Origin of the sequence: Plantactinospora sp. WMMB782 (assembly GCF_049179135.1) — a bacterium.
Taxonomy (GTDB): Bacteria; Actinomycetota; Actinomycetes; order Mycobacteriales; family Micromonosporaceae; genus Plantactinospora.
Map to the genome: position 1 here is coordinate 3,389,450 of NZ_JBMHMC010000007.1, position 24,649 is coordinate 3,414,098.

Sequence of the window (24,649 nt, forward strand, 5' to 3'; positions counted from 1 at the left end):
ACAACCGTAGACGACTTACGGCTCCCGTGGTGCGTCCACGTAGTGAGGAAGGAACCGCGCGTAGCCGTCGGTGATCAGGCTCCGGCTCTCCCGCAGTCCGGCGCCGGCCGCCTCGCCGGCCACCACCCAACTGCCCAACACCAGATGATTATCCGAAAACGACGGTAACGCCCGGAATTGTTGGTAACACCATCCCTCTCCGCCGTACATGCCCGGATTGGCGATCTCTCCGGCGGCGGTGACGATCCGCACCGAACCGCCCTCCCGGCCCAGCAGCGGCTTCGCGACGTACTCCGGCATTCCCCGGGGCGAATCGAGGTACGCCGGCAGCAGGTACGGGTGGCCGGGATAGAGCTCCCAGAGCACGGCCAGCAGCGCCTTGTTGGACAGCAGCAGCTTCCAGGCCGGCTCGATCCAGGTGGTCGGGGTGCCCGGGTCCAGCGCCGGGCGGCCGTACGGCTCGGCGAGCATCCACTCCCAGGGATAGAGCTTGAAGCAGGTGAGGATCGGCGGACTCACCCCGTCCGGACCGGGCGGGCCGACGAACCGGCGGCCGTCCCAGCCGATCTGGAGCATCGGCAGCAGTTCGGACTTCAACCCCGCCTGCCGGGCCGTCTCGGCAATGTAGCCGGCGGTCATCTGCTCCTCGCCGGTCTCCTCCTCGTCCGACCAGGCGACGTGCACCATCGGGTCGTGCAGGCCGGCGCCGATCCGCTGCCAGGCCGCGACCAGCCGCTCGTGCACGCTGTTCCACTGGTCCAGCTCGGGGTGGGTGTCCTCCAGCCAGTACCACTGGATCACCGACGCCTCCACCAGCGCGGTCGGGGTGTCCGCGTTGTACTCCAGCAGCTTCGGCGGCCACGAGCCGTCGTACCAGAGATCGAACCGGCCGTAGAGGGTCGGCGGCTGCTCCCGCAGCGACCGGGTTACCGCGTCGGCGGCCCAGGCCGGGATGCCGAACTCGGCGAACCTGTTCCGCGCCACCACGTGCTCGGCGGCGGCCACCGACATCCGGTGCAGCTCCTCGGTCGCCTCCTCCAGTCGGAGTACCTCGTCGAGGTCGAAGGCGTAACAGGCGCTCTCGTCCCAGTACGACATGAGGCCGCCGTCCGGCAGCTCGGTGTCGGCGTAGACCAGGCCCTGGGCGCGTACCGTCGCCGACCAGTCCGGGCGCGGGATGCTCGTCTCCCGGCGCACCGTCAGCCGCCGCAGGAGGCGAGGTGGGTGCCGAAGCCGCCCCGCTCGGGGAGTACCCCGGTGGCGCCGCCGGCCGGCCTGCCGCCGGACTCGGCCGGGGCGGACGCGACGGCCGGGGCGTACGCGGCCAGGGCGAGCGAGCGGGGGCGTGGGGTGCTCGGCCGGGAGTCGCAGTCGTCGTCGTCGGCGACCTGGTTGCACCCGGAGAGGGTGACGGCGAGGGCGGTGAGCGCGCCCAGCTGCACGCTCGCGGACCGGAGACGGCGGCGCGAAACTTTTTCCACGAGATCGTTGTAACCGATCCGCGCCACCGCCGACACCCACAGCCGTAGCGAAGTGCTGCGGGAGCCCTTCCCACATCCGAGGGCTCCGGTCGTCGGGTACGGGGAACCGGTGGGCGTTACGCTCGGCTCATGCTCCGATCGGTAATCCTCGCCGCCTCCCGGTCATCCCGGATCGAGCGGCTCGTCGAGACGGCCCCGCTGACCCGGGACGTCGTACGCCGGTTCGTCGCCGGCACCAGCACCGACGACGCGCTGCGCGCCACCCGCCAGCTCGTCGCCGACGGCCTCGCGGTCTCCCTCGACCACCTCGGCGAGGACACCGTCAACCCCGACCAGGCCACCGCCGTCCGGGACGAGTACCTGACCCTGCTCGGCGGGCTCGCCGAGGCCGGGCTCACCCCGCCGGCCGAGGTCAGCGTCAAGCTCTCCGCGCTGGGCCAGAAGTTCGACGAGCGGCTGGCCCGGGAGCACGCGCACGCGATCTGCGCCGCCGCCGCGGCGGCCGGCACCACGGTCACCCTGGACATGGAGGACCACACCACCACCGACTCGACGCTCGACATCCTGGCCGAGCTGCGCAAGGACTTTCCGGGTACCGGCGCGGTGCTCCAGGCCTACCTGCGGCGTACCGAGGCGGACTGCCGGGAGTTGGCGACTCCGGGGTCGCGGGTGCGGCTGTGCAAGGGCGCCTACGCCGAGCCGGAGTCGGTGGCGTTCCAGTCGGCCCGGGAGGTGGACAAGTCGTACGTCCGGTGCCTGAACATCCTGCTCTCCGGCCCCGGGTACCCGATGATCGCCACCCACGACCCCCGGCTGATCGCCATCGCCGAGGACCGGTCCCGGTGGTTCGACCGCACCCCGCGGGAGTTCGAGTTCCAGCTGCTCTACGGGGTACGCCCGGACGAGCAGGCCCGACTCACCGAGGCCGGCCAGACCGTACGCGTCTACCTGCCGTACGGCACCGACTGGTACGGCTACCTGATGCGCCGGCTCGCCGAACGCCCGGCCAACCTGGCGTTCTTCGCCCGCGCCGTGGCGACCCGGAAGTAGCCGGGACGGCATCCGGCAGGCCGCTCCCGGCCGGCGGCGGAATCCGACGGCGGAACCCGGCGGCGGAATCCGACGGCGGAATCCGACGGCGGAATCCGACAGCGGAACTCGGCGGCGGAGGCCGGCGGTGGCTCACCCGGGCAGGTGTCGGTCGATGATTCGTCCGGCTGGGATCCGGCCGGTTTGCCTGGCATCCTCGGACGCCATGGACTTCTCCCGCGCGATGGCGGCGCTGCGTACCGCTCTCGCCGACTCGCCCCGGGCGCAGGGCGCTCCCGACCTGGTCGAACAGCTCCTCGCCCTGGTCCGCCCGTCGATCGGCCTCGCCGTGCCGGCCCGCTCCCGCAACGGCGCGTCCGCCGGCCCGGTCGCCGGCTGGTACGGCGGGCTCCCCGGGCTGCCGGAGGGGGTGCCGTGGCCGCACCACCAGGGTCGGCCGATGACGCTGCTGGCCCGGCTCGACTGTGCCGCGCTGGCGCCGCTGCTCGGTCCGGAGTGGACACTGCCCCGGGACGGGGTGCTGCACTTCTTCGCCGACGAGTGGGTCCACGCCGACTTCGGGGCGGACCCGGGCGACGACGGTTGCGCCGTGCTGCACGTACCCGTCGGGCAGCCGGACCGGGCGGCGCCGCCGGACGCGGTGGTGATCCCGGCGCTGCCGCTGGTCGGCGCCCCGGTGCTGGCCGCGCCGGACTACGAGGATCCGGAACTGGCGTCGCTCTTCTCGACCGACCCGCCCCGGGTGATGGGGCTGGTCACCGAGATCCGTGACCGGCTGCCGACGGTCCGGCACCGGCTGCTGGGCTGGTCGGACAGCCCGGTGGCGGCGCTGCCGGGTCACCGGCCGCTGCTGTCCCTGGAGGCCGAGCAGGGGACCGCCTGGGGCGAGCTCGTCGGCGTCTCGTTCTGGCTGGCGGACCGGGACCTGGCGGCGGGCCGATTCTCCCGGGTACGCCGGGTCCTCGACGTCGCCTGATCCGCCGGCCTGATCCGCCGGTCCGAGCCGCCGGCCGAGCCGTCGGGCGGCCCGGACCGCCCGGTTTGACGCGCCCTTCGGTCGCCGGGTACCCGTGGACGCGCATCCGGCCCGCCGAGGGGAACGATCTGCCGATCGTTGCCCCCGACGGACCGGATGCGTCCGCTCCGTCACCGGCCCTGGTGTCCGTTGCCGGTCACCCTGCCACCGGTCACCTGCGCCCGTTACCGGGATCAGGCGAAGCAGTTGTCGATCTCTTCGGTGCCGGCGCAGTTGTCCGGCCGGTTCTTGCTGATCACGGTGTCGTCGTCCACCTTGACCTTGCCGTGCTCGGCGAAGAGCCCGCCGCCCTTCTTGGTGGCGTCATTCTCCACCAGCTTGCTCTTCTTCAGCACCAGCGAACCACCCTCGACCGCGATGCCGCCGCCGACCGAGTGGGCGCCTACGGCGCTGTTCTCGGTGATCTGGGTGTGCCGCACGATCACCTCGGACTTCTGCGCGAAGATGCCTCCGCCGTCGCCCCGGGTGGTGTTCTTGGTGATCTTGCTTTCGTCCACCGTGAGCAGACCCTTGACGGTGGCGATGCCGCCGCCGTCCCCGGTGCCGAGGTTCTTGCTGATGTGCAGACCCCGGACGGTCAGGGTGGCGTCCTTGTTGAAGAGCCCGCCGCCGACCTTCGCGGTGTTGCCGTTGACCTCGCCGTCCGAGACCTTGGTCCGGGCCGAGACACTGGCGATGCCGCCGCCCTCCGCCGCGTTGTTGTGCTCGAAGGCGCTCTTGGTGATGTCGGCCGCCCCCTGGTAGTTGGCGAGCCCACCGCCGGCCTTGGCGGCACTGTTGGTGAAGAACTCGGACTTCTCGACGGTGAGCACACCACCGTTGAGGACGCCGCCGCCGTTACCGGCGGAGTTGTTGTCCTCGAACTTGCTCTCGACGATCGCCAGGTGGCCGTCGTTGAAGATCGCGCCGCCGCCGCCACTCTTGGCGAGAGCGGTGCTGTCCGAGATCGTGACCCGCTTGACCGTGGCGGTGCCGCCGTGGTCGATCGAGATCGCGCCGCCCTCGTCCGCCCGGCCGTTCTCCAGGAAGACCTCGCTCAGCTCCAGCTCGCCACCGTCCCGGACGGTGAAGAAGCGGAAGTCGTGGGCGTACGTGTCCCGGGTGATCGTCGCACCCTCACCCTTGATCTTGATCGGCGCCTTGATCACCGGCAGACCGGACCGGTCGTGCTTCTTGCCGTTCTTGCCGGTCTTGGCCGACGCGCCGGCGCTGCCGTTGGTCGAGGCGGCGTCGGCAGGCATGCCGTCGGTGGCCTTCCCGCCCTTGCCGTTGTGCTTCTCCCCGCTGTCACCGGAGCCGGTGAGCGTGTAGGTGCACTTCGGCGCGAGCTTCAGGCTGCCACCGCCCTGGGCGTTGGCGTGCACCAGTGCGGCGACCAACGCGTCGGGGTCGCACGGGACCGAGGTCACCTTGTCCTCGTGCTTGTCCGAGTCCTCGCGCTTGTCCGACTCGCAGCCCTCGCGGCCCTCCTGGCCGCCCTGGGACCCGCCGTTCCAGCCCGAGCCCTCCGAGCCGGAGCCGTTCTGGCTGCCGCCCTGGGACCCGCCGTGCCAGCGAGAGCTGTCGGAGCCGGGGGCCTCCCCGGACGAACCGTTCTCGCCGGAACCCTGCCAGCCGGAGCCGCTCTGCGAGCCGCCCTGCGACCCGTTCTGCGAGCCGCCCTGCCAGCCGGAGCCGCTCTGCGAGCCGCCCTGCGACCCGTTCTGCGACCCGCCCTGCCAGCCGGAGCCCTTGGACTCCTCGTGCTTGTCCTTGGCGTCCTTGGACTCGGTGGCCGGTCCGGCCTTGGGGTCCTTGGTTGCCGTGGGTCCGGCCTTAGGGTCGCGGGTCGTCGTCGGTGCCGGCTTGGCGTCCTCGTGCTTGTCCTTGGCGTCCTTGGATCCGGTGGCCGGTCCGGCCTTGGGGTCCTTGGTTGCCGTGGGTCCGGCCTTAGGGTCGCGGGTCGTCGTCGGTGCCGGCTTGGCGTCCTCGTGCTTGTCCTTGGCGTCCTTGGATCCGGTGGCCGGTCCGGTCTTCGGGTCCTTGGTTGCCGTGGGTCCGGCCTTCGGGTCCTTGGTCGCCGCCGGTCCCGCCTTCGGGTCCTTCGACTCCTTCGACTCCTTCGAGTCCTTGGACTCCTCGGCCTTCTCGTCGCCGTGGCCCTGCCAACCGCCACCGGGCTTGCAGTAGTCCTGCCAGTTGCCGCCCGCCGAGTCCCCGCCACCGGCGTGCGAGCCCTGCTGGCCCCCGGACTCGTCCTTCGAGTCCCTGGACCCGTGGTCCTTGCCGTGATCGTCCTTGTCGTTGTCGGCGCGGACCACGGACAACTGCCGGAGGTCCACGCCTGACAGGCCCTGGTCCCCGGCCATCGTGGCCACCCCGGTCAGGCCAGCCGCGCCGGCTACCAGGCTGCCAGCGACGATGCCCCCGGTTAAGAACCACCGGGACCGCCGCCTTTTTGGCCGCGTCGTGGACTGACCAGGATCGACGTGGCTCCCTTGGAATTCGGACATCAAGCTCCCTGCCTTTCGGATACAAGACACGGCCGCACCATCTGGGGCGCGGAGGGCCACAAATAGGTTTGCAGCCACTTAACGTCACCGTACGGTGGTGTTCTGCGCATGGCGGGCCTTCGTGAAGAAAACCCACGAATCAGTGGAATCCAGGCAGGGCCACGCCGGAAAAGCGCTAATCGGATAGATGCGGGCCAGACCGCGTCAATCTGTTTTCGGGCAGAAAACTGCAGAGCCCGCATTTCCTGGACGTACCTCTCGGCAGGGCGGAGTGGTGCAGTTCAGGGACGATTCGTACATCGGGCACAGTGAGGGGCAGGAGTGTCGAGAAGCGCGTTGTCGCCGTGAGCGCCCAGGAAGGCGATATCCGGGTCAGGGTTACTCCGGATGGCCGACGTGCGGCCGGGACGAGGAAACTGGACCGGTGACCGCGCCGATCGACACGTACGTCTCGGCGGTCGGTGACCGGCTGCGGGGGTCCGCCCGGCTACGGACCGACATGCTGGCCGAGATCCGGGACGCGCTCGCCGACGCCGCCGAGGGCTACCGGCACGCCGGGCTGACCGCCCCGCAGGCGCAACGGCTGGCCGTCCGGGAGTTCGGTGCCGCCGAGCGGATCGCGGCGGGCCTGCAGGACGTACTGGCGGTGGCCCAGGGACGGCGTACCGCCCTGCTGCTCGTCGGCGTGCTCGGCGGGCAGTACGGCGCCTCCGAGTTGCTGGGTCGACTCGGCGGCTGGCAACGCTTCTGGGACGGTGCCGAGCCGGGGGCGGCGTACCTGTGGCTGGCCCGGGTGACGGACACCTTCGCCGGGCTCGCCCTCGGTGCCGCCCTCGTCGCGGTCGTACTGCTGCGCTGGGGACCCCGACACGTCGAGATCCCTCCGGCGGCGATCCGGTTGACCGCCGTACTCGCCTCGGTGGTGGTCGGTGTGACGATGGTCTGCGGCGGGCTGCTGGCCGTACTGCCGCCGGAGGGCGGGGGCGTGCCGGCGCTGGCCGGCGCGGTGGGCTCGGTGGCCTCCTCGGCCCTGCTGCTCGGCTCGGCCCGGCAGTGCTGGCTGGCCGCCGCCGAACGTCCGGAATCCCCGTCGCCACCCCGGGCCGCCGGCTCGGGAAGTGGCCCGGCAGGGGCAGGTTCACACGGCTGGACGATTGGTCGTACTCTCCGGCGGTGACCGACGGGGAGTACCGCCACCGCCCACCGGCCGACGACCAGCCGCCGAGCGGGCGTCCGCCGGCCGTCGACCAGCCGTGGAAAGGCCTTCCGCCGGCCGCCGACGAGACGTGGAGCGGCCCTCCGCCAGCAGTCGACCAGCAGTGGAGCGGCCCTCCGCCGGCCGCCGACGAGACGTTCGGCGGTCACCAGGCCACTGGTTATCCGGCGGGTCCGACGTACCCCGGTCATCCGGTCGGCGGCTATCCGGTGCCCGGCGGCTATCCGGTGCCCGGCGGTCATCAGGTGTCGGGCGGCTATCAGGTGTCGGGCGGGGTGCTTCCGCCGCCGCGTCGCCGTCGGTGGCCGCTCTGGGTGGGACTCGGGACCGTCGTGGCGCTGCTGCTCTGCGCGGCGCCGGTGGCGATCGGGGCGGTACTGCTGGACCGGGCCGGCGGCCCGACCGGCCCGGTCGCCGGTGCCGGGGCGGTGGCCAGCCCGAAGGCAGGCGACCCGCCCTCGGTCACCGGAGAGTGGCTCACCGAACAGGTCCGAAGCCTGCTCGACGGTCAGGCGAAGGCGCTGCTCGGCGGCGACGAGCAGGGCTACGTCGGGCTCGCCCAGCCGAACACGGCGATCGCCCGCCAGCTCCGGCGCGACTTCCGGACCCTGCGGGCGATGCGGGTCAGCAGGTGGGAGCCGAAGCTGCTGGGCCGGGTGAGCGAACTCAACACCGCCGGCGAGTGGCGGGCCAACCTGACCGTCGCGCACTGCTTCGTCGGCCCGGACTGCGAGCCGAACGAGATCACCATGGTCACCCGGTGGAAGGAGGCCGCCGGGCCGCCGCGGCTGTTCGCCATCGACACCGACCAGGCCGGCGGGCCGGGCCGCCCCCGACCCTGGGAGAGCGACGAACTGGTCGCGTCGATCGGCGAACGTACCCTGGTCGCCGCGCCCCGGGCGTTCCGGGACCGGCTGCCCGACCTGCTCCGCGAGGGGGAGCGGGCGGCCAAGGTCGCCGACCGGTACGCCGTGGACGGCTCCCCGCCCGAGCGCTACCTGATCTTCTACGCCGGCCCGAACGAGTGGAGCCGCTGGTACGGCGGCAACCGCGCGGAGTGGACCGCCGGGTACGCCGTACCGGTCGGCGGTGACCAGTACGACCTGGTGCTCAACTCCAAGGCCGTGGTGCCGGGCCAGTACGCCGACCTGATGCGGCACGAGCTGACCCACGCCTCCTCGCTGGCCGGAGCCGACCGGATCGGCGACGACGCCTGGTGGCTGGTGGAGGGGCTCGCCGAGCACGCCGCCGCCGGTGGCCGGCCGGCGAGCCGGTACGACAGCCTGGACGACGTCGACCGGCTGGTGAAGTCGGGCTGGAACGGCGAGTTGGCGGACGTGTCGCCGAGCGCCCGCTCCGAGGACTGGCACGTCGCCGGCAGCTACGGGGTCGGCTATCTCGCCGTCCGGCACCTGGTGGACCGGTTCGGCGAGCAGGAGGTACTCGCCTTCTTCAAGGCGGTGGTGCACGACGGCCGCTCCGAGGTGGACGCCTCCCGGGAGGTGTTCGGCCGGGACTGGGCCAAGCTGCACGACGAGTGCGTGGCGTTCGTGAAGAAGACCGCCCGCTGACCGGTGCGGACCGCCGGCGGACCGGGGCACGGACGGTCGGCCGGCTGCCACTTCCGCAGATCCGGGACAGGCCGTGCCGGCAGCCCGCGGTCCCGGCCGGCTCGCCGGCCCGCGCGTCCTGCCAGGTGGTGACGGCGGCACCTCGTACCATTGCGGCGTGCGTCGCGCCTCTCCGCCGCGCCTGTCCGCAGCGCCGCGGCCCCGTCGACCCGTCCGGCCCCGTCGACCCGTAGTGTCCGCCACCCTCCTCGCCGCCACCGTCCTGTTCGGTCTCTCCGCGGCCTCCTGCGAGTCCGACCAGCAGGTCGGGCTGGCCAGCGTGGAACGGGCCGACGTCGCCGAACTCGTCGACGCGCCGGCCAGCGTGACCGCCCGGGCGGCGGCCACGCTCAGCGCGCCCGCCGACGGCGTCCTGGCCGAGCTGCGGGTCGGGCCCGGTGCCCGGGTCAGGGCGGGCCGGGTGCTCGCGGTCGTCGAGTCGCCGTCCGCCCGGGACCGGCTGGCCAAGGCCCGCCGCGCGCTCGACGCGGCCCGCGCCGCCGGGCGGGGCGTCGGCGGCGGCACCGACCTGTCCCGGCTGCGCCGCAGCACCGACCGGGCGGCGGCGCAGGCGTTCCGGGCCGCCCGGGACGCCGCCGGCAGGCTCACCGACCCGGCCGCCCGGACCGCGTTGCTCGCCCAGGTCAAGGTCGCGGAGCGGCAGTACGCGGCGGCGGCCGAGAGCGCCGGTGCGGCGGTACGCGCCGTGAACCGTGGCGTCGCCGGGATGAACTCGGCGGTACGCGCCCTCTCCGCCGCCCAGCGCCTCCAGGCCGAGCAGGCGTACGACCTGGCGAAGGCGACCGTGGACGCGCTGGTGCTGCGGGCACCGATCGGCGGGGTGGTGCAGCTCGGCGGCCCCGCGTCCCCGGCGGCCGGTGCCGGTAGCGCCGACGCGCTGGCCGGACTGCTCGGCGCGACCGGCGGACTCGGTGCGCCGGCCGGGGTCGATCCGGCCGGGATGCTCGGCACGGGCAACCCGACCGCGCCGCTGGCCGGCGTCGACGGGGCGGTGCCGGTCGGTGGCCGGGTCAGCGCGGGCACCCCGATCCTGACCGTTGTGGACCTGACCGACCTCGGACTGGTCGCCGAGGTGGACGAGACCGACGTGCTGCTTGTCGACCAGGGAGTGCCGGCGAGCGTCGAGCTGGACGCCGCCACCGGGGCGGAGTACCCGGCCCGGGTCCGCTCGGTCGACGTACTGCCGACCACCTCGGCCCGGGGCGGTGTGTCGTACCGGGTGCGTCTCTCGCTCGGCCCCGGGCGCTTCGCCGACGGGCGGGCCGCCCCGGCACCACGCCCCGGGATGAGCGCGGTGGTCCGGCTGCGGGTCCGCGAGGCGGCCGGCGCGGTGACCGTACCGGCGGCGGCGCTGCGCTCGGCGGACGGCCGGGACGCGGTCTGGGTGGTCCGGGACGGGATCGCCGAGCAGGTGCCGGTGACGGTCGGCGTGCAGGGGCAGGATCTGGTGCAGATCGTCAGCGGGGTGGAGCCGGGCCAGCAGGTGGTGGTCAGCGGCGGTGACCAGGTGCGCCCCGGAGAGCGGGTACGGTGACCGCCGCCCGGCGGTCCGGGGTGGCGGTCGAGGCGGTCGACCTGGTCCGGACGTACGACCTGGGCGGGGTGTCGGTGGCCGCGCTGCGCGGCGTCTCGCTGACCATCGCCGCCGGTGACTACCTGGCGGTCGTCGGGCCGTCCGGGTCGGGCAAGTCGACGCTCATGCACCTGCTCGGCGGCCTGGACCGACCCTCCGCCGGCCGGCTGGTGATCGGTGGCCGGGACGTCGCCACGCTGGACGCCGGGGAACTCGCCACACTGCGCAACGAGACCATCGGCTTCGTCTTCCAGTCGTTCCACCTGCTGCCCCGGACCTCCGCGCTCGACAACGTGGCGCTGCCGCTCGTCTACCGGGGAGTCGGCGGCCGGCGGCGGCGGGAGCTGGCGGCCGCGATGCTGGGCCGGGTCGGCCTCGGGCACCGGTTGGACCACCGGCCCAACCAGCTCTCCGGCGGTGAGCAGCAGCGGGTGGCGATCGCCCGGGCCCTGGTCACCGACCCGGTGCTGCTGCTCGCCGACGAGCCGACCGGCAACCTGGACAGCGCCACCGGCGAGTCCGTGCTGGCTCTGCTGGAGGAGCTGAACGCCGCCGACGGGGTGGCGCTGGTGCTCGTCACCCACGACCGGGAGGTGGCCGAACGCGCACACCGCCAGATCACCATGCGCGACGGCCAGGTGGTCGCGCCGGCTGCCGGGCCGACCCGGGCGGCGCGGCGGGAGCCTGGCACGGCTGCCGAGCCGGCCCCGGCGACGCGGCGGGGGCCCGGGACAGCTGCCGAGCCGGCTGGGACAGCTGCCGAGCCGGCCCCGGCGGCGCGTCGGGGGCCTGAGATAGTGGATCCCGCTCCCAGCGCGGAGCCCCGACGAGCGTCCGGAAGCGACTCGGGGCACCCGTCCGGTGGCTCCGGTGGCGCCACCGGAGCCACCGGACGCCGCGGACATCCCGGTCCCGGCCCCGATGCCGATCCGGGTCCCGCCGGGGAACAGCAGGCCGACGCGCCGTCCGGGCGTGGTGTCGGTGCCGCGGGGAACGGCCCGTGAGGGTCGCCGAGGCGTGGCGGGTCGCGCTGGACGCCCTGGCGGCGAACCGGCTGCGCAGCATGCTCACCATGCTCGGGGTGGTGATCGGGGTGGCCGCCGTGGTGGTGCTCGTCGCCATCGGCACCGGCGCCAAGCGCGAGGTGGAGCAGCAGGTCGAGGGACTCGGGTCGAATCTGCTGGTGGTGGTGCCCGGCCGGCTGGACTTCGGCGCGGCACCGGCGGTCTCCCGACTCTCCCTGGCCGACGTCGAGGCGGTCAACCGGGTGGTCGGCGATCCGCGCCGGGTGGCGGTCACGGTCACCTCCGGCGAGACGGTACGCGCCGGCAACCGCTCCGCGTTCACCACCGTCCAGGGCGTACTGGAGACCACTCCCGAGGTCTTCGTCCGGGACCTCGACCGGGGCGGCTACCTGACCTCGTCGGACGTGGACACCAGTCGCCGGGTGGCGGTGCTCGGCGCCACGGTGGCCCGCACCCTCTTCGGCGACCGGGAGCCGGTCGGGCAGCAGGTCGCGATCGCCGGGGTGCGGTTCCGGGTGGTCGGGGTCTTCGCCCCGCTGGGCCAGAGCCTCGGGGTGGACCGGGACGACGAGGTGCACATCCCGGTCACCGCCGCGCACCGGCTCTACGGCACCCAGCGGATCGACGGGATCGCGATCAAGGCGCCGGACCGGGAGGAGATCGACGACCTCGGCCAGCGGGTGGTGGCCGAGCTGACCCGACGGCACCCGGACACCGAGTTCAGCGCGGTTACCCAGGAGCAGATCCTCGGCGTACTCGGGGACATCCTCGGGGTGCTGACCGGGGTGCTCGCCGCGATCGCCGGGATCTCGCTGCTGGTCGGCGGCGTCGGGGTCTCCAACATCATGCTGGTCTCGGTGCGCGAGCGGACCCGGGAGATCGGCCTGCGCAAGGCGGTCGGCGCCCGCCCCCGGGACATCGGGGTCCAGTTCCTGCTGGAGGCGGTACTCCTCACCGCGCTCGGCGGGGTGCTCGGGATGGGGCTGGGGGTCGGCGCGGCGCTGCTGGTGGCCGCCCTCTCCCCGGTGCCGGCGGTGGTCACCTGGTGGTCGCTGGCGCTCTCCTTCGGGGTCTCGGCGGCGGTCGGGATCATGTTCGGGGTGGTGCCGGCCCAGCGTGCCGGTCGACTGGACCCGGTCGTCGCGCTCCGCGCCGAATGACCCGTGCCGGGCGGTTCCGGGAGGTTCCCAGGCGTCGACCGGCGGGTCAGGGGTGATCAATTGTCCGAAGGCATCGCGCCGGTCACAGCCGTCCCGTTACCGTACTGGTAACACGCGCGTAGCTGCGGCGCGGAAGCATCCCGCCGGGCACGCGCCGGGGATTGGGATGGGTTGGTGAGCCATGACGGGATCACCACAACCGGACAGCCGAATGCCGGAGGTCAGGTTCCTGACCGTCGCCGAGGTGGCGACGCTGATGCGGGTCTCGAAGATGACGGTCTACCGGCTGGTGCACTCCGGCGAGCTGACCGCGGTGCGGGTCGGCCGGTCGTTCCGGGTGCCGGAGCACGCCGTGCACGACTACCTGCGCGGTGCCTTCCAGGAGACGGCCTGACGGCGCAGCCGCGAGCCGCTGACGGGTGAGCCGCGATGTCGGAGGAGCCGGGGCCGGTCGCGTCGTCGGGCGGTAGGCACTCCCGGAGTGCTCCGGGCGGTAGGCGGTCCCGGAGTGCTCCGGGCGGTTCTCCGTGGGGGCGCTTTCGCCCGGCCGACGGCCGCGGGCTAGTCTGGACCGCGACCGTGGCCACGTGCCGACACGGGTGCGAGCCCGTCGTGCCGGCCCGGTCCGTTGTCCAGCTCGGTAGCCGACGACACCTCCGGGTGGCGCCGGCCCGACCAGCACGTCGCATCGGAAGGGCTGTCGTATGGGCTCGGTGGTCAAGAAGCGCCGCAAGCGCATGGCCAAGAAGAAGCACCGCAAGCTGCTGCGCAAGACCCGCGTCCAGCGCCGCCGTCTCGGCAAGTGACCCCGGCCGGGCGTCTGCCCGGCCGGCGGTGAGCCGGTCAGCTGTCGACCTTCGGAGGCCCACGTGACGACGTCGCGGCGGTCCGGGCCCGGCCCGGGTCGTCCCGTGCGGAGCACGAGGTGACCCCCGGTAGCACCCCCGGTGCGCCGGGGGTCGTCGTGGTGACCGGGGTCAGCCGTTTCCTCGGCGCGCACGTCGCGTCGCGGCTCGTCGCCGACGGGCGGATCGCCCGGGTCGTCGGCCTCGACGTGCACGAACCGGCCGCCGAGATCGCCGGTCTGCTCGACGGCGTCGAGCGGGTCCGGGCCGACGCGGGTGCGGTGAGCACCATCGTCGACGAGTTGGGCGCCGACGCCGTCGTGCACCTGGCGCTGGCCACGGCCGCCGACCCGCAGCAGGGCGGGCGGGTGGCGATGAAGGAGCAGAACGTCATCGGGACGATGCAGCTGCTGGCCGCGGCCCAGCGGGCGCCCCGGCTGCGCAAGCTGGTCGTCCGCTCGTCGACGGCCGCCTACGGGGCGTCGTTCCGGGACCCGGCGGTCTTCACCGAGGACACCGAGCCGAGGGCCGTGCCGCGTGGCGGCTTCGCCCGGGACATCCTCGACATCGAGGGGTACGTCCGCGGCTTCCGGCGCCGTCGCCCCGACGTCACCGCCACCGTGCTGCGCTTCGCACCGTTCATCGGCTCGATGGCGGACACCACGCTGACCCGGTACTTCGCCCAGCCGGTGGTGCCGACCGTGCTCGGCCGGGATCCCCGGCTCCAGTTCGTGCACTTCGACGACGTGCTGGAGGTGCTGCACCGGTCGGTGGTGGAGGAGCACCCGGGGACCTTCAACGTCGCCGGGCCGGGGGTGCTGGCGCTCTCCCAGGCGATCCGCCGGGCCGGCCGGGTCGCCCTGCCGGTGGTGGAGCAGGGGCTCTCCGGTGCGGCCGGGCTGGCCCGGGTGCTGGGCTTCGGATGGTACGGCCTCGACCAGGTCGACCTGTTCGTGCACGGCCGGGTGGTCGACACCACCCGCCTGACCACCGAGTACGGCTTCACTCCGCGATCCACCGCCGCCGCCTTCGACGAGTTCATCGCCAGCCGCCGGGACGGCACGGTGCTCGGGCCGGAGCAGCTCCGCCGGGCCGAACAGGTGATCATGGACGGCATCCGGCAGACCCGCGCGACCGTCCGGGACCGGATCGCCCAACTCGGCGCGGTCGAGAGTGCCGCTGCGACAGAGCCCGCCGTCCCACCGGCCCGAGCCGGCCGGGCGGAGGGCACCGGGCTGGTCGACGGCAGCGACCCGGCCGGGGACACCGGGCTGGCCGACGGTGCCGGGCTGGCCGACGGTGCCGGGCTGGCCGACGGTGCCGGGCTGGCCGACGGTGCCGGGCTGGCCGACGGTGCCGGGCTGGTCGACGGTGCCGGGCTGGTCGACGGTGCCGGGCCGGTGAAGCGGGGTGGCCGGGATGACCGGTGACGGCGGCGAGCTGGACCAGCCGGCACGGCGCAACGGACACCGGCCGGGACCGCCCCGATCCTCGGGCGGGCCGCCGGCCGGACCGCCCGATCCGGCCGTGGCCGACCGGCCCGGGGACGTCTGGGACCGGCGGGTCGCCGCCGGACTCGCCTTCCTGCGCCGACGCCTCTCCGGGCAGTACGAGGTCGACGAGTTCGGTTTCGACCCCGAGCTGACCGACCAGGTCTTCCACCCGGTACTGCGCCGGCTCTACCGCGACTGGTTCCGCACCGAGGTCTTCGGCGTGCACCACCTGCCGGTCGACGGCGCCGGGCTGGTGGTCGGCAACCACTCCGGCACGGTCGCGATGGACGCACTGGTGCTGGCGGCCGTGCTGCACGACCGGCACCCCAGGCAGCGCTACCTGCGACTGCTCGGTGCCGACCTGGTCTTCCGGATGCCTGTCGTCTCCGAGCTGGTCCGCAAGACCGGCGGCACGGTGGCCTGCAACTCCGACGCCGAGCGGCTGCTCGGCCGGGGGGAACTGGTCGGCGTCTTCCCCGAGGGCTTCAAGGGCGTCGGCAAGCTCTACGCGGACCGCTACAAGTTGCAGCGGTTCGGCCGGGGCGGTTTCGTCTCCGCCGCGCTGCGCACCGGTACGCCGATCGTCCCGGTGGCGATCGTCGGCGCCGAGGAGACGTACCCGATGCTGGCCGACCTGAAGCCGCTGGCCCGGTTGCTCAAGTTGCCGTACTTCCCGGTGACGCCGACCTTCCCGTGGCTCGGCCCGCTCGGTGCGGTGCCGCTGCCCAGCAAGTGGCTGATCGAGTTCTGCCCGCCGATCCCCACCGCGCACCTGGTCGACTCAGCCGACGATCCGCTCGTCGTCTTCAACCTCGCCGACCAGGTGCGCGAGACGATCCAGCAGACCCTGCACCAGTTGCTGGAGAAGCGCCCCGACCCGTTCGGCCCCTGAACCGCACCCCGACGCGGGCGTCAGTGGGCCGGGGTGCGCGGAGGCGGCGGGCCGGTCGGGGGGAGGTCAGCGGGTCAGCCGGCGCCGCAGCGCCAGCCCGGCGGTCACCGCGCCGGCCAGCAGCCCGGCGGCCACGGTCGAGGGTACGGCGATCCGGGCCGCCTTCCGTCCGGTCCGGAAGTCGTGCACCGACCAGCCGTGTTCCCGGGCGTGCCGCAGCAGCGTGCCGTCCGGGTTCACCGCCACCGCCCGCCCGACGGCGGAGAGCATCGGCAGGTCGTTGGCGGAGTCGCTGTAGGCGGCGCAGCGGGCGAGGTCCAGCCCCTCCACCGTGGCGAGCTGGATCACCGCGTCCGCCTTGGCCGGCCCGTGCATCAGGTCACCGACCAGCCGGCCGGTGTACGCCCCGTCCTCGATCTCGGCGACGGTGCCGATCGCACCGGTCAGGCCGAGCCGGGCGGCGATGATCCGGCCGATCTCCACCGGTGCGGCGGTGACCAGCCACACCCGCTGGCCGGCGTCGAGGTGCTGCTGGGCCAGCGCCCGGGTGCCGGCCCAGATCCGGGGCGCCATCAGCTCGTCGAAGATCTCCTCGGTGAGCCGTTCGACGTCCTCGATCCGCCAGCCGGCGACGAAGGCCAGCGCCGCCTCCTTGACCCGGGACATGCTGCCGGCGTGTTCGACCGCGAGCACCCGGAACCGGAGCTGCTGCCAGGCGAACCGGGCCAGGTCGCCGGTGGTGAGGTAGTTGCGGGCGGCCAGACCCCGGGCGAACCAGTAGATGGAGGCGCCCTGCATCACCGTGTTGTCCACGTCGAAGAAGGCCGCGGCCGCGGGGTCGGTCCGGGCCGGGGGAGCCGGTGGGGCGTCCGGTCCCGCGTCGGCCCAGCCGGCGGTGTGGCCGTGCTCGTCGGTGCTGACCGTCAGCGTCTCGTCGGGGCCGACGGTGACCTTGCGGGCGCGGACCACGCGGGAACCTCCTCGCTGGGCGTACACAGCGAGGGTAGCCGGATCGGTCGAGGCGTACCCGGTCTCCGGCCGCGCCGCCGCCCGTACGGGCCGGTGCGCCAGCGGCGTCGCCGTCGGCTGGGGAAGAGGCTGGGGAGCGGTGTTCAGCCGCCGACCCGGTGCACGGGTTCGCTCGTGGTCCGGTCGCGCATCGCCGGTGGCTGTTCCGGGCTCGACGTCGGGGCGGGTGCCTTCGGCGCCGAGGTACGTTCCGGGGCGCGCGGCGCCTCCTCCGGGGTACCCCGCTCGTCGTCCGACTCGGCCGCCTGCGACGGTGAGTCCGGCGCGGTGCCGGCCGGACCACGGTTGCCCGGGCAGGCCCGGGGCAGCGGTCCGATCGAGTCGGCCCGGCCGGTCGCGCCGGTGCCGCAGGCCAGCGCGGCCCGGAGGTTCGCCGACCGCTGCCGTACGTCGTCGAGGAGGGTCAGCGAGTCGTTCGCCCGGCTGCGGGTGGCCCGGGTGGTGCCCTCGAAGAGCCGGGCGATGCCGGGCCGCTGCTCGCGCAGGAAGCTGTCCACGGCGTCGAGCGCCGCCTGGTCCCGGCGCTGCACCGCCGCGCTGGTCAGCAGCTTGATGCCCTGTCGGGTGTCGGCGTCCATGTCGTCGAGGACGGCGGAGAAGCCGAGATTCTGGCCACCGACCGCGGCGGCCTCGGCGAGCCGGGTACGGGCGAAGTCGAGGAAGAGCTGTCCTCGGCTCAGGTCGGAGCTGGCCAGGGCGAGCTGGGCGCGTTCGGTGTGCCGCTTCATCCCGTAGAGCGCGTCGCCGGGTACCGCGTTCTCGCTGGCGGCGGCCATCCCGGAGACGGCGATCGCACCGACCGCGACGCCGATGACGACGGCGCCCCTGGCCCGGGCCCGGGTGTGCGGCCCCCGGAACGCGGGGTGAGCGGGTCGGCGGGCGGCGGATTGACCACCGCCGTCGACGATCACCTCGTCGGTGGCGGTCGCACCGATCCCTTCCCGCTCGGCGGTGGCGACAAGCATGGCCCGCAGGCCGGCCCGGAAGTCCGGATCGACCTCGACGGCGGACGGCATCTCCCGGAGTCGTCGTCCGACGGTCAACGGCTGTGCCAGGTCGTCGTCGACGCGGGACCGGACGTGGTGGCGACGGCCTCCGCCGGCCTCGTCGAGCAGCTGCGCGAAGCGCTCGGCGCGTTGGCGGTAGAAGGTCTTCCAACTCACCGCCGACACCTCCCTTCGCTGGTCGCGATGCTGCGGTCGGCGTCGTCTCGCCCTGGCGGGTACGACGGTGGCTGACCTCAGGACCAGGTCACGGTGCCCGGGACCGGATCCGCTGTCCGACCGACCGGTCGGCGGGCCGTCGGGCCAACCACCGGTCGCACCCGGACAAACGGTCGGTGGGGTCGACCGGTTACGGGCGGGTGGCGGGAAATACTACGAAGAGTGAGCGGCGTCACGATCCGTTCCGGGGACCGGCGGCGGCGCCTCACGGCTGGAATCCGTCCGGCAGCAACCTGGCCAGCGCGCGGACCGCGCGGTACTGCAGAGCCTTGATGGCGCCTTCGTTCTTACCCATCGCCTGGGCGGTCTCGGCGACCGAGAAACCCTGTAGGAAGCGCAGAACGATGCATTCCTGCTGCTCGGGGTTGAGTTGCTTGACGGCGGTGAGCAACGCGACGTTGGTGATGTGCTCCACCACCGCCGCCTCCGGGCTGCCCTCCGGCCCCCGGTCCTCGCGGTCCGCATCCAGGACGTCACCCGTAGTAACTTCGAGGCGGTACCGGCCGGACTTGAAGTGGTCCGCGACCAGGTTCCGGGCGATGGTCACCAGCCAGGCACCCAGGTCGCGGCCCTGCCAGGTGAAGCTGCCGATCCGCTTCAGGGCCCGCAGGAAGGTGTCCGAGGTGAGGTCCTCGGCGAGTTGCCGGTTGCCGACCCGGAAGTAGACGAACCGGAAGACCGTGTCGACGTACCGGTCGTAGATCAGGCCGAACGCCTCGGGTTCGCCGGCCTGGGCCCGTTCGACAAGTGCCCAGACCTCCCGGGCCGGGTCCGACTCGTCGGGCCGGGACGGATAGCCGGTCGGGGGTGCGCCGCCGCTGCCGGAGCCCGCCGGCTTCTCGGTGGCCGGCACCACCGGCAGCAGTGCGGTCTCGCTCTCCGGCAGGTCCGTCCGGGCGGGCGGCGTCGTGGCACCCGGTTGGGCCGGCATCGCCGGGCGGGCCGGACTGGCCACCCGGCCGCCGACCGGTCGGGCGTTGCCGCCCGGGGTGTTGTGCCGGGGCGGCGTCTCGTTCGGATGTGGACGGTTCCGGATCCGCTTCGAGCCCCCGTCGCCACGTACCGCCAGGCTCAGCATGTCGTCCACGGAGACGCGGAGCCGGTCCAGGCCCTCGGTGAGGGCGAGGCGGGTGTTCCGAGCCGTGCCGCCGCTCGCTCCGTCGGCGTATCCGTATGTGCTCACTGGGCCTCCCCGGCCGGCCGAGGCCGCGGGACCGGTCGCCGGGACCCGGCCGCGATGGGAGCCGTGACCGTACCCGCGCCGGGGGCGGCGCGATCCGGCACGGCGGTTCCGGGGTGCGCCGTACTACGGCACACGCCCCACAGCTGCTGGTGCAGTGCTCTCACAGGCACGGCGGCCTCCTCGGGCTGAGGGGTGTCGACTCACGGCAAAAGGGGTGAGCCGACCCGAGTGATGATAGGGCCAACGTCACCCATGTGCGGCAAGTCCGTTACACAGAGCCAAAGTATTTCCGCCAAGACACCCGAACGAGGCGCACAGCTTGTGCGCTGTCAGATGGCTGACAATGCGCTATGGAGGGCTCTGAACAGGGAAAACGTGCGGACACGCCAGTGCGCGACGGGCCTTGGGCGCGCCGCCGCGAGCGTGTTAGAAGCGGATCGGTCGGGGTTGGAAAGGCTGATATCCGAAACCCGTTACGGTCTGCTGGACCGTACCCTGAGCGGCCCCGGAAGTCGAGGGAAGTTCCACGTCGAGGGAAGTTCCACGACGGAGCGCGCGGTCGGAGCGGCCGCTGTGCCACACTCGGCGACCGTGCAGGATGGACCGGACAACCCCGCCGAGCCGGCCGCGGTGACCCTGGCCGACCGGGTACGCCTGGCCGCCACCGCCCGCCCAGACCAGCCGGCGCTGATCTCGGCGGACGGCGTGACGCTGAGCTGGGCCGAACTGGACGGTGCGGTGGACCGGGCCGCGGCCGCGCTGGGCACCCTCGCCGGGCCGGCCGACGACCATCCGGCCCGGGTCGCGATCGCCCTGCACAACTCGCCCGACTTCGCGGTGGCGTTCTTCGGCACCCAGCGGGCCGGGCTGGTCGCGGTGCCGGTGAACCCGGCGCTGACCGCCCCGGAACTGCGGCACATCCTGGCCGACTCGGCGGCGAGCGTCCTGATCTGCACCGAGCAGGTCCGGGCCGCCGTCGAGGGGATCCGGGCCGAGCTGCCGGCACTGACCGAACTGCACACCACACTGTCCAGCCTGTCCGGACGGTCGGCCGGCGAATCCGCCGGACCCGTGCACCCGGAGGCGGTGGCGGTGCTGCTCCACACCTCCGGCACCACCGGCGAACCGAAGGGGGCGATGCTGTCGCACCGGGCGCTGCTCGCCAACCACGAGCAGATCGGCCGGATCACCCCGCCGGTGGTCGGGCCGGACGACCGGGTGCTGCTGGCGCTGCCGCTCTTCCACGCGTACGGGCTGAACGCCGGGTTGGGTGCGGTGGCGTACCACGGGGCGTGCGGGGTGCTCGTCGAGCGGTTCGATCCGGCCGGCGTACTGGAACAGGTCGCCCGGCACCGGGTGAGCGTGCTGGTCGGCGTACCGTCGATGTTCCTCGGCTGGACGACGCTGCCGGAGTCGCCGACGGCGGCCGGGGTGCCCGCCGGCCCGGCGCCGCGCACCGCGATGGCCTCGGTACGGGTGGCGATCTGCGGCGCCGCCCCGCTGGCCGTCGGCGGCGCGACCCGGTTCGCCGAGGCGACCGGCCGGCAGATCCAGGTCGGCTACGGCCTCACCGAGACGGCTCCGGTGCTCACCACCACGCTGGGCTGCCCGGCGGCGAAGCCGAACTCGATCGGCCGGCCGATCCCCGGGGTCGAACTGCGACTCGTCGCCGCCGACGGCGAGGAGCTGTGGCGGGACGGCTCGGTCGTCGACCCGGCCGGCGGCGTGGACGACGCCGACGAGCCGGAGCTGGAGTTCTCCTCGCCCGGCACCGACCCTGGCGAGATCGTGGTCCGGGGCGGCAACCTCTTCTCCGGGTACTGGCCGGACGGGCACGGCGGGCCCGACCCGGACGGCTGGTGGCGCACCGGCGACGTGGCGTACGCCGACGCGGACGGTGACCTCTTCCTGGTCGACCGGCTCGACGAGCTGATCCTGGTCAACGGCTTCAACGTCTATCCGCAGGAGGTCGAACGGGTGCTCGGCGGGCATCCGGAGGTGGTCGAGTCGGTAGTCGTCGGAGTCCCGCACCCGATGGCCGGCGAGGCGGTCACCGCCTACGTCGTGCGGTCCCCGCAGGGTACGGTCTCGGCCGACGAGCTGGCCGCGCACTGCGCCCGCAACCTGGCCCGGTTCAAGTGCCCGAGCAGGATAGAGTTCGTCGGTTCCCTGCCGCTCTCCGCGATCGGCCGGGTACGCAGATCGGTGATCCGCTCAAGGGGGTCGAGTGACGACGACTGAGGCCCGGCTGACCCTGGTCACCCGACCCGGCTGCCACCTCTGCGAGGTCGCCCGGGAGGCGGTCGAGCGGGTGGTGGCGGTGACCGGCGACCGGTGGACCGAACTCGACGTCACCGGCGACCTGGAGTTGGAACGGGAGTACGGCGACCGGCTGCCGGTGGTGCTGCTCGACGGCCGCGAGCACGGCTACTGGCGGGTCGAGGAGGAGCGGCTGCTCCGCGACCTGACCGCGCCCCGGACCTGAGTCCCGGGTACCGCGTATCGTGCTCGGATGCGTGCGCATCTCGTCTGGGACTGGAACGGCACCCTGCTGGACGATCTGACCCTGGTCGTCGCCGCCACAAACGTGGCGCTGGCCGGTGCCGGCGGGCCGGAGGTGACCGCCGAGGAGCACCGTACGCAGTTCCGCCGGCCGATCGCGGACTACTACTCCGAGGTGCTGGGCCGGGCCGTGGACGTCGACGAGTTCACCCGGCTGGACCAGCTCTTCCACGAGGCGTACCGGGTCGGGCTGGCGAGTTGCGCGCTGGCCGCCGACGCCGAGGCCGCGATCCGGTCCTGGACGGGTACCCAGTCGCTGCTGTCGATGTGGTTCCACGACGAGCTGGTGCCGGCGGTCGACCGGTACGGGCTGACCGCCGTCTTCGGCCGGGTCGACGGGCTGCGCGGCACCGTCGGCGGCGACCGCAAGGCCGCCCACCTGGCCCGGCACCTGGCCGAGGCCGGCATCGACGGCAGCTCGACGGTGCTGATCGGCGACTCCATCGACGACGCCGAGGCGGCCGACTCGGTGGGTGCCAGGTGTGTCCTCTACACCGGCGGGTTCACCGACGCGGCCCGGCTGCGCGCCGCCGGCTGGCCGGTCGCCGACTCGCTGACCGAGGCCGTCACCCTCGCCGCCAAACTGGACTGATCCCGGCCGCCGGTTCGACTTCCAACGCCCGGGCGTCAGTTCGGGCTTTCGGCATCCGGGCGGCTCGGACTTCCGGCGTCCGGACGGCGGATCAGCCGCGCAGGTAGGCGAGGACCGCCAGGACCCGGCGGTGCTGCTCCTCGTCCGGCGGCAGTCGCAGCTTGGTGAAGATGTTCCGGACGTGCTTCTCCACCGCACCGTCGCTGACCACGAGCGTCCGGGCGATGGCGGTGTTCGAGCGACCCTCGGCCATCAACCCGAGCACCTCCCGTTCCCGGGGGGTCAGCTCCCGCAGCGGGTCGTCCCGGCGGCGCCGGACGAGCAGCTGGCCGACCACCTCCGGGTCGAGCACGGTGCCGCCGGAGGCGACCCGGCGCAGCGCGTCGAGGAACTCGTCGATCGCCGCCACCCGGTCCTTGAGCAGGTAGCCGATGCCACCGCCCCCGGCGCCTCCGCTGGGCTTGACGGTGGCGAGCAGGTCGTCGGCGTAGGACACCTCGACGTACTGGGAGAGGACCAGGATCGGGGTACGCGGCACCCGCTGCCGGGCCTCCACCGCCGCCCGCAGCCCCTCGTCGGTGTGCGAGGGCGGCATCCGGACGTCCACGATCGAGATGTCCGGCCGGTGCGCGACGATGGCGTCGACAAGTGCCGTGCCGTCGCCGACCGCGGCCACCACCTCGTGCCCGTGCTCGGTCAGCAACCGGACCAGCCCCTCGCGGAGCAGGACGGCGTCGTCGGCGATAACTACCCGCATGACGTCGTTGTCTACCACTGCCGGCCCTTCCGGCAGGTGCCGGGGCGGCTCAGCACGGCAGTTCGGCGCGGATCTCGGTCGGTCCGCCGGGCGGGCTGAGCACGCTCAGGGTGCCGTCGTTGGCGCGTACCCGGTCGGCGAGGCCGGCCAGGCCGTGTCCCTTGGACAGGTGCGCCCCGCCCTCGCCGTCGTCGATCACCACGATCCGCAGTGCCCGCTCCTCCCGGGTCACCGTCAACCAGCACTCGGTGGCCCGGCTGTGCTTGGCGACGTTGGTGAGCGCCTCGGCGACCACGAAGTACGCCGTCGACTCGACCGCCGGGTCCGGCCGGCCCTCCCGGGTGCCGAGCCGGGGATCGACGGCGAGTTCGACCGGGATCAGCCCGCGCCCGGCGAGCGCGGCCAGGGCGCTGGGCAGGCCGCGGTCGACCAGGATCGGCGGGGCGATGCCCCGGGACAGCGCGCGCAGTTCGGCCAGGGTGTCCCGGGTCTGGGCCAGCGCCTCGCCGAGGGTCTGCCGGGCGGCCTCCGGGTCCGAGTCGAGCTGCTGCTGGGCCCGGCTCAGGTCCATGGCCAGCCGGACCAGCCGCTGCTGCGGCCCGTCGTGGATGTCCCGTTCGAGCCGGCGCAGCGCGGTGGCCTCGGCGGAGACGGCGGCCCGCTTCTGCTCCTCCAGCACGGTGATCCGGTTGCGCATCTCCGCCACTCCGGTGAGCAGCGCGCGGCCGAGCGAGGCCTGCAGCAGGGCACAGCCCCGGACCACCAGCGGCAGGGTGATCAGGAAGAAGACTCCGAGTGCGGTGTTCAGCCCGATCCGGGCGGCGGCGCTGTCGCCCAGCCCGAGCAGCTCGTGCAGGCCCTGGTCGCCGGGGGCCTGTGGGATCGCCCAGTCGTACGCCCAGTAGAAGCTGCCGCCGATCGCGCAGGCCCACCAGACGACGGTGGTGACGAAGGTGCCGACCGCCGCCACCAGCCGGATCCAGCCGTGCGCGAGGTCGAGCCAGGACTGGGCGTCGGCGATCGGTACGAAGATCCGCCGCCAGGCGCCGGCTCCGGGCTCGGCGGTGCGGTAGCGGGGACGTATCCGGGGCTGCCGGAGCACCGCCGGCATCCGCAGCCGTTCGATGTCGGCGAAGCCACGCGCGGCGTAGAGGGTGCCGGCCAGGATCGGCACCCCGGTCACCGTCACCGCCAGTCCGGCGCTGAGCGCGACTCCGACGACCAGTACGACGAAGCTCGCCACGGCGAGGGGGAGGCTGAGGACGACGTAGCCGGAGTCGATGGCGAGCTGGCGCAGCATGCCCCGGCCGGCGCCCGGTTCGGCGCCGGCGGTCACGCCGTAGGCGGTGGTCGTGGTCATGTTCTCGACGCTAGGCATCGGCGCGGTCGGTCCCCATCCCATCGGCTGG

The 24,649-nt window shown here is 73.5% G+C and carries 19 protein-coding genes and 3 pseudogenes; 14 read left to right on the forward strand and 8 right to left on the reverse strand.

Annotation, left to right across the window (positions count from 1 at the left end; genetic code table 11):
• Nucleotides 1–15: 15 nt before the first annotated feature.
• A complete protein-coding gene (locus ACN28A_RS17555; protein WP_421396522.1) occupies nt 16–1,197 on the reverse strand; it encodes a glutathionylspermidine synthase family protein in 1,182 nt (393 codons plus the stop codon).
• 2 nt (nt 1,198–1,199) lie between these two features.
• Nucleotides 1,200–1,442, reverse strand: coding sequence for a hypothetical protein (locus ACN28A_RS17560; RefSeq protein ID WP_421396523.1), 243 nt, complete (start codon nt 1,440–1,442; stop codon nt 1,200–1,202).
• Between the two features lie 168 nt (nt 1,443–1,610).
• Here ACN28A_RS17560 and ACN28A_RS17565 point away from each other — a divergent pair, with 168 nt between their 5' ends.
• Nucleotides 1,611–2,531 carry a proline dehydrogenase family protein gene (locus tag ACN28A_RS17565; RefSeq protein WP_421396524.1) on the forward strand — a complete coding sequence of 307 codons (921 nt, stop codon included), beginning with the start codon at nt 1,611–1,613 and terminating at the stop codon, nt 2,529–2,531.
• 205 nt (nt 2,532–2,736) lie between these two features.
• The gene (locus ACN28A_RS17570) at nt 2,737–3,507 is read left to right on the forward strand and encodes a DUF1963 domain-containing protein (RefSeq protein WP_421396526.1); all 771 of its coding nucleotides are present in this window, start codon (nt 2,737–2,739) and stop codon (nt 3,505–3,507) included.
• Between the two features lie 233 nt (nt 3,508–3,740).
• On the opposite strand, the gene ACN28A_RS17575 is transcribed toward ACN28A_RS17570, so the two are convergent.
• A complete protein-coding gene (locus ACN28A_RS17575) occupies nt 3,741–5,915 on the reverse strand; it encodes a hypothetical protein (RefSeq protein ID WP_421396528.1) in 2,175 nt (724 codons plus the stop codon).
• Between the two features lie 568 nt (nt 5,916–6,483).
• Here ACN28A_RS17575 and ACN28A_RS17580 point away from each other — a divergent pair.
• The 9 genes and pseudogenes from ACN28A_RS17580 to ACN28A_RS17620 all read left to right on the forward strand — a co-directional run bounded on the left by ACN28A_RS17580 (nt 6,484) and on the right by ACN28A_RS17620 (nt 15,894).
• On the forward strand, nt 6,484–7,236 hold the full coding sequence (locus tag ACN28A_RS17580) for a permease prefix domain 1-containing protein (protein WP_421396529.1): 753 nt from the start codon (nt 6,484–6,486) through the stop codon (nt 7,234–7,236).
• Entirely contained in the window at nt 7,233–8,846 is a 1,614-nt protein-coding gene (locus tag ACN28A_RS17585) for a hypothetical protein (protein ID WP_421396530.1), read from the forward strand. The genes ACN28A_RS17580 and ACN28A_RS17585 overlap by 4 nt, the downstream gene beginning before the upstream one ends.
• Nucleotides 8,847–9,003: 157 nt before the next feature.
• Complete coding sequence (locus ACN28A_RS17590; RefSeq protein WP_421396531.1) at nt 9,004–10,440, forward strand: efflux RND transporter periplasmic adaptor subunit; 1,437 nt, start codon at nt 9,004–9,006, stop codon at nt 10,438–10,440.
• 20 nt (nt 10,441–10,460) lie between these two features.
• A pseudogene (locus ACN28A_RS17595) lies at nt 10,461–11,127 on the forward strand (ABC transporter ATP-binding protein); the annotation flags it as partial.
• A gap of 352 nt (nt 11,128–11,479) precedes the next feature.
• Nucleotides 11,480–12,664: an ABC transporter permease gene (locus tag ACN28A_RS17600; RefSeq protein ID WP_421396532.1), complete on the forward strand. Its 1,185-nt coding sequence runs from the start codon at nt 11,480–11,482 to the stop codon at nt 12,662–12,664.
• Nucleotides 12,665–12,845: 181 nt separating this feature from the next.
• Complete coding sequence (locus ACN28A_RS17605; protein ID WP_278065762.1) at nt 12,846–13,058, forward strand: helix-turn-helix domain-containing protein; 213 nt, start codon at nt 12,846–12,848, stop codon at nt 13,056–13,058.
• Nucleotides 13,059–13,368: 310 nt separating this feature from the next.
• Nucleotides 13,369–13,470: a 30S ribosomal protein bS22 gene (locus ACN28A_RS17610; protein WP_007465623.1), complete on the forward strand. Its 102-nt coding sequence runs from the start codon at nt 13,369–13,371 to the stop codon at nt 13,468–13,470.
• A gap of 119 nt (nt 13,471–13,589) precedes the next feature.
• Nucleotides 13,590–14,657: pseudogene (locus ACN28A_RS17615) on the forward strand (NAD-dependent epimerase/dehydratase family protein); the annotation flags it as partial.
• Nucleotides 14,658–14,928: 271 nt separating this feature from the next.
• Nucleotides 14,929–15,894: a lysophospholipid acyltransferase family protein gene (locus tag ACN28A_RS17620; protein WP_421396533.1), complete on the forward strand. Its 966-nt coding sequence runs from the start codon at nt 14,929–14,931 to the stop codon at nt 15,892–15,894.
• A gap of 66 nt (nt 15,895–15,960) precedes the next feature.
• On the opposite strand, the gene ACN28A_RS17625 is transcribed toward ACN28A_RS17620, so the two are convergent.
• The 3 genes and pseudogenes from ACN28A_RS17625 to ACN28A_RS17635 all read right to left on the reverse strand — a co-directional run bounded on the left by ACN28A_RS17625 (nt 15,961) and on the right by ACN28A_RS17635 (nt 19,224).
• On the reverse strand, nt 15,961–16,863 hold the full coding sequence (locus ACN28A_RS17625; protein WP_421396534.1) for an HAD family hydrolase: 903 nt from the start codon (nt 16,861–16,863) through the stop codon (nt 15,961–15,963).
• Nucleotides 16,864–17,204: 341 nt separating this feature from the next.
• A pseudogene (locus ACN28A_RS17630) lies at nt 17,205–18,095 on the reverse strand (DUF5667 domain-containing protein); the annotation flags it as partial.
• Between the two features lie 256 nt (nt 18,096–18,351).
• Complete coding sequence (locus tag ACN28A_RS17635; protein ID WP_421404462.1) at nt 18,352–19,224, reverse strand: ECF subfamily RNA polymerase sigma factor, BldN family; 873 nt, start codon at nt 19,222–19,224, stop codon at nt 18,352–18,354.
• Nucleotides 19,225–19,920: 696 nt separating this feature from the next.
• Here ACN28A_RS17635 and ACN28A_RS17640 point away from each other — a divergent pair.
• The 3 genes from ACN28A_RS17640 to ACN28A_RS17650 are packed head-to-tail and all read left to right on the forward strand — an operon-like array spanning nt 19,921 to nt 22,483.
• The gene (locus ACN28A_RS17640) at nt 19,921–21,570 is read left to right on the forward strand and encodes an AMP-binding protein (RefSeq protein ID WP_421396535.1); all 1,650 of its coding nucleotides are present in this window, start codon (nt 19,921–19,923) and stop codon (nt 21,568–21,570) included.
• The gene (locus tag ACN28A_RS17645) at nt 21,557–21,814 is read left to right on the forward strand and encodes a glutaredoxin family protein (protein WP_421396536.1); all 258 of its coding nucleotides are present in this window, start codon (nt 21,557–21,559) and stop codon (nt 21,812–21,814) included. Before ACN28A_RS17640 ends, ACN28A_RS17645 begins: the two co-directional genes overlap by 14 nt.
• 27 nt (nt 21,815–21,841) lie before the next feature.
• Entirely contained in the window at nt 21,842–22,483 is a 642-nt protein-coding gene (locus ACN28A_RS17650) for an HAD family hydrolase (protein ID WP_421396538.1), read from the forward strand.
• A 91-nt stretch (nt 22,484–22,574) separates the two neighbouring features.
• On the opposite strand, the gene ACN28A_RS17655 is transcribed toward ACN28A_RS17650, so the two are convergent.
• Together ACN28A_RS17655 and ACN28A_RS17660 are read right to left on the reverse strand one after the other, a co-directional pair.
• Nucleotides 22,575–23,240 (reverse strand): response regulator, encoded by a 666-nt coding sequence (locus ACN28A_RS17655; RefSeq protein ID WP_421396540.1) that lies wholly within the window; start codon nt 23,238–23,240, stop codon nt 22,575–22,577.
• 49 nt (nt 23,241–23,289) lie between these two features.
• Nucleotides 23,290–24,600, reverse strand: a complete 1,311-nt coding sequence (locus ACN28A_RS17660) for a sensor histidine kinase (protein WP_421396541.1) — start codon at nt 24,598–24,600, stop codon at nt 23,290–23,292.
• Nucleotides 24,601–24,649 lie beyond the last annotated feature (49 nt).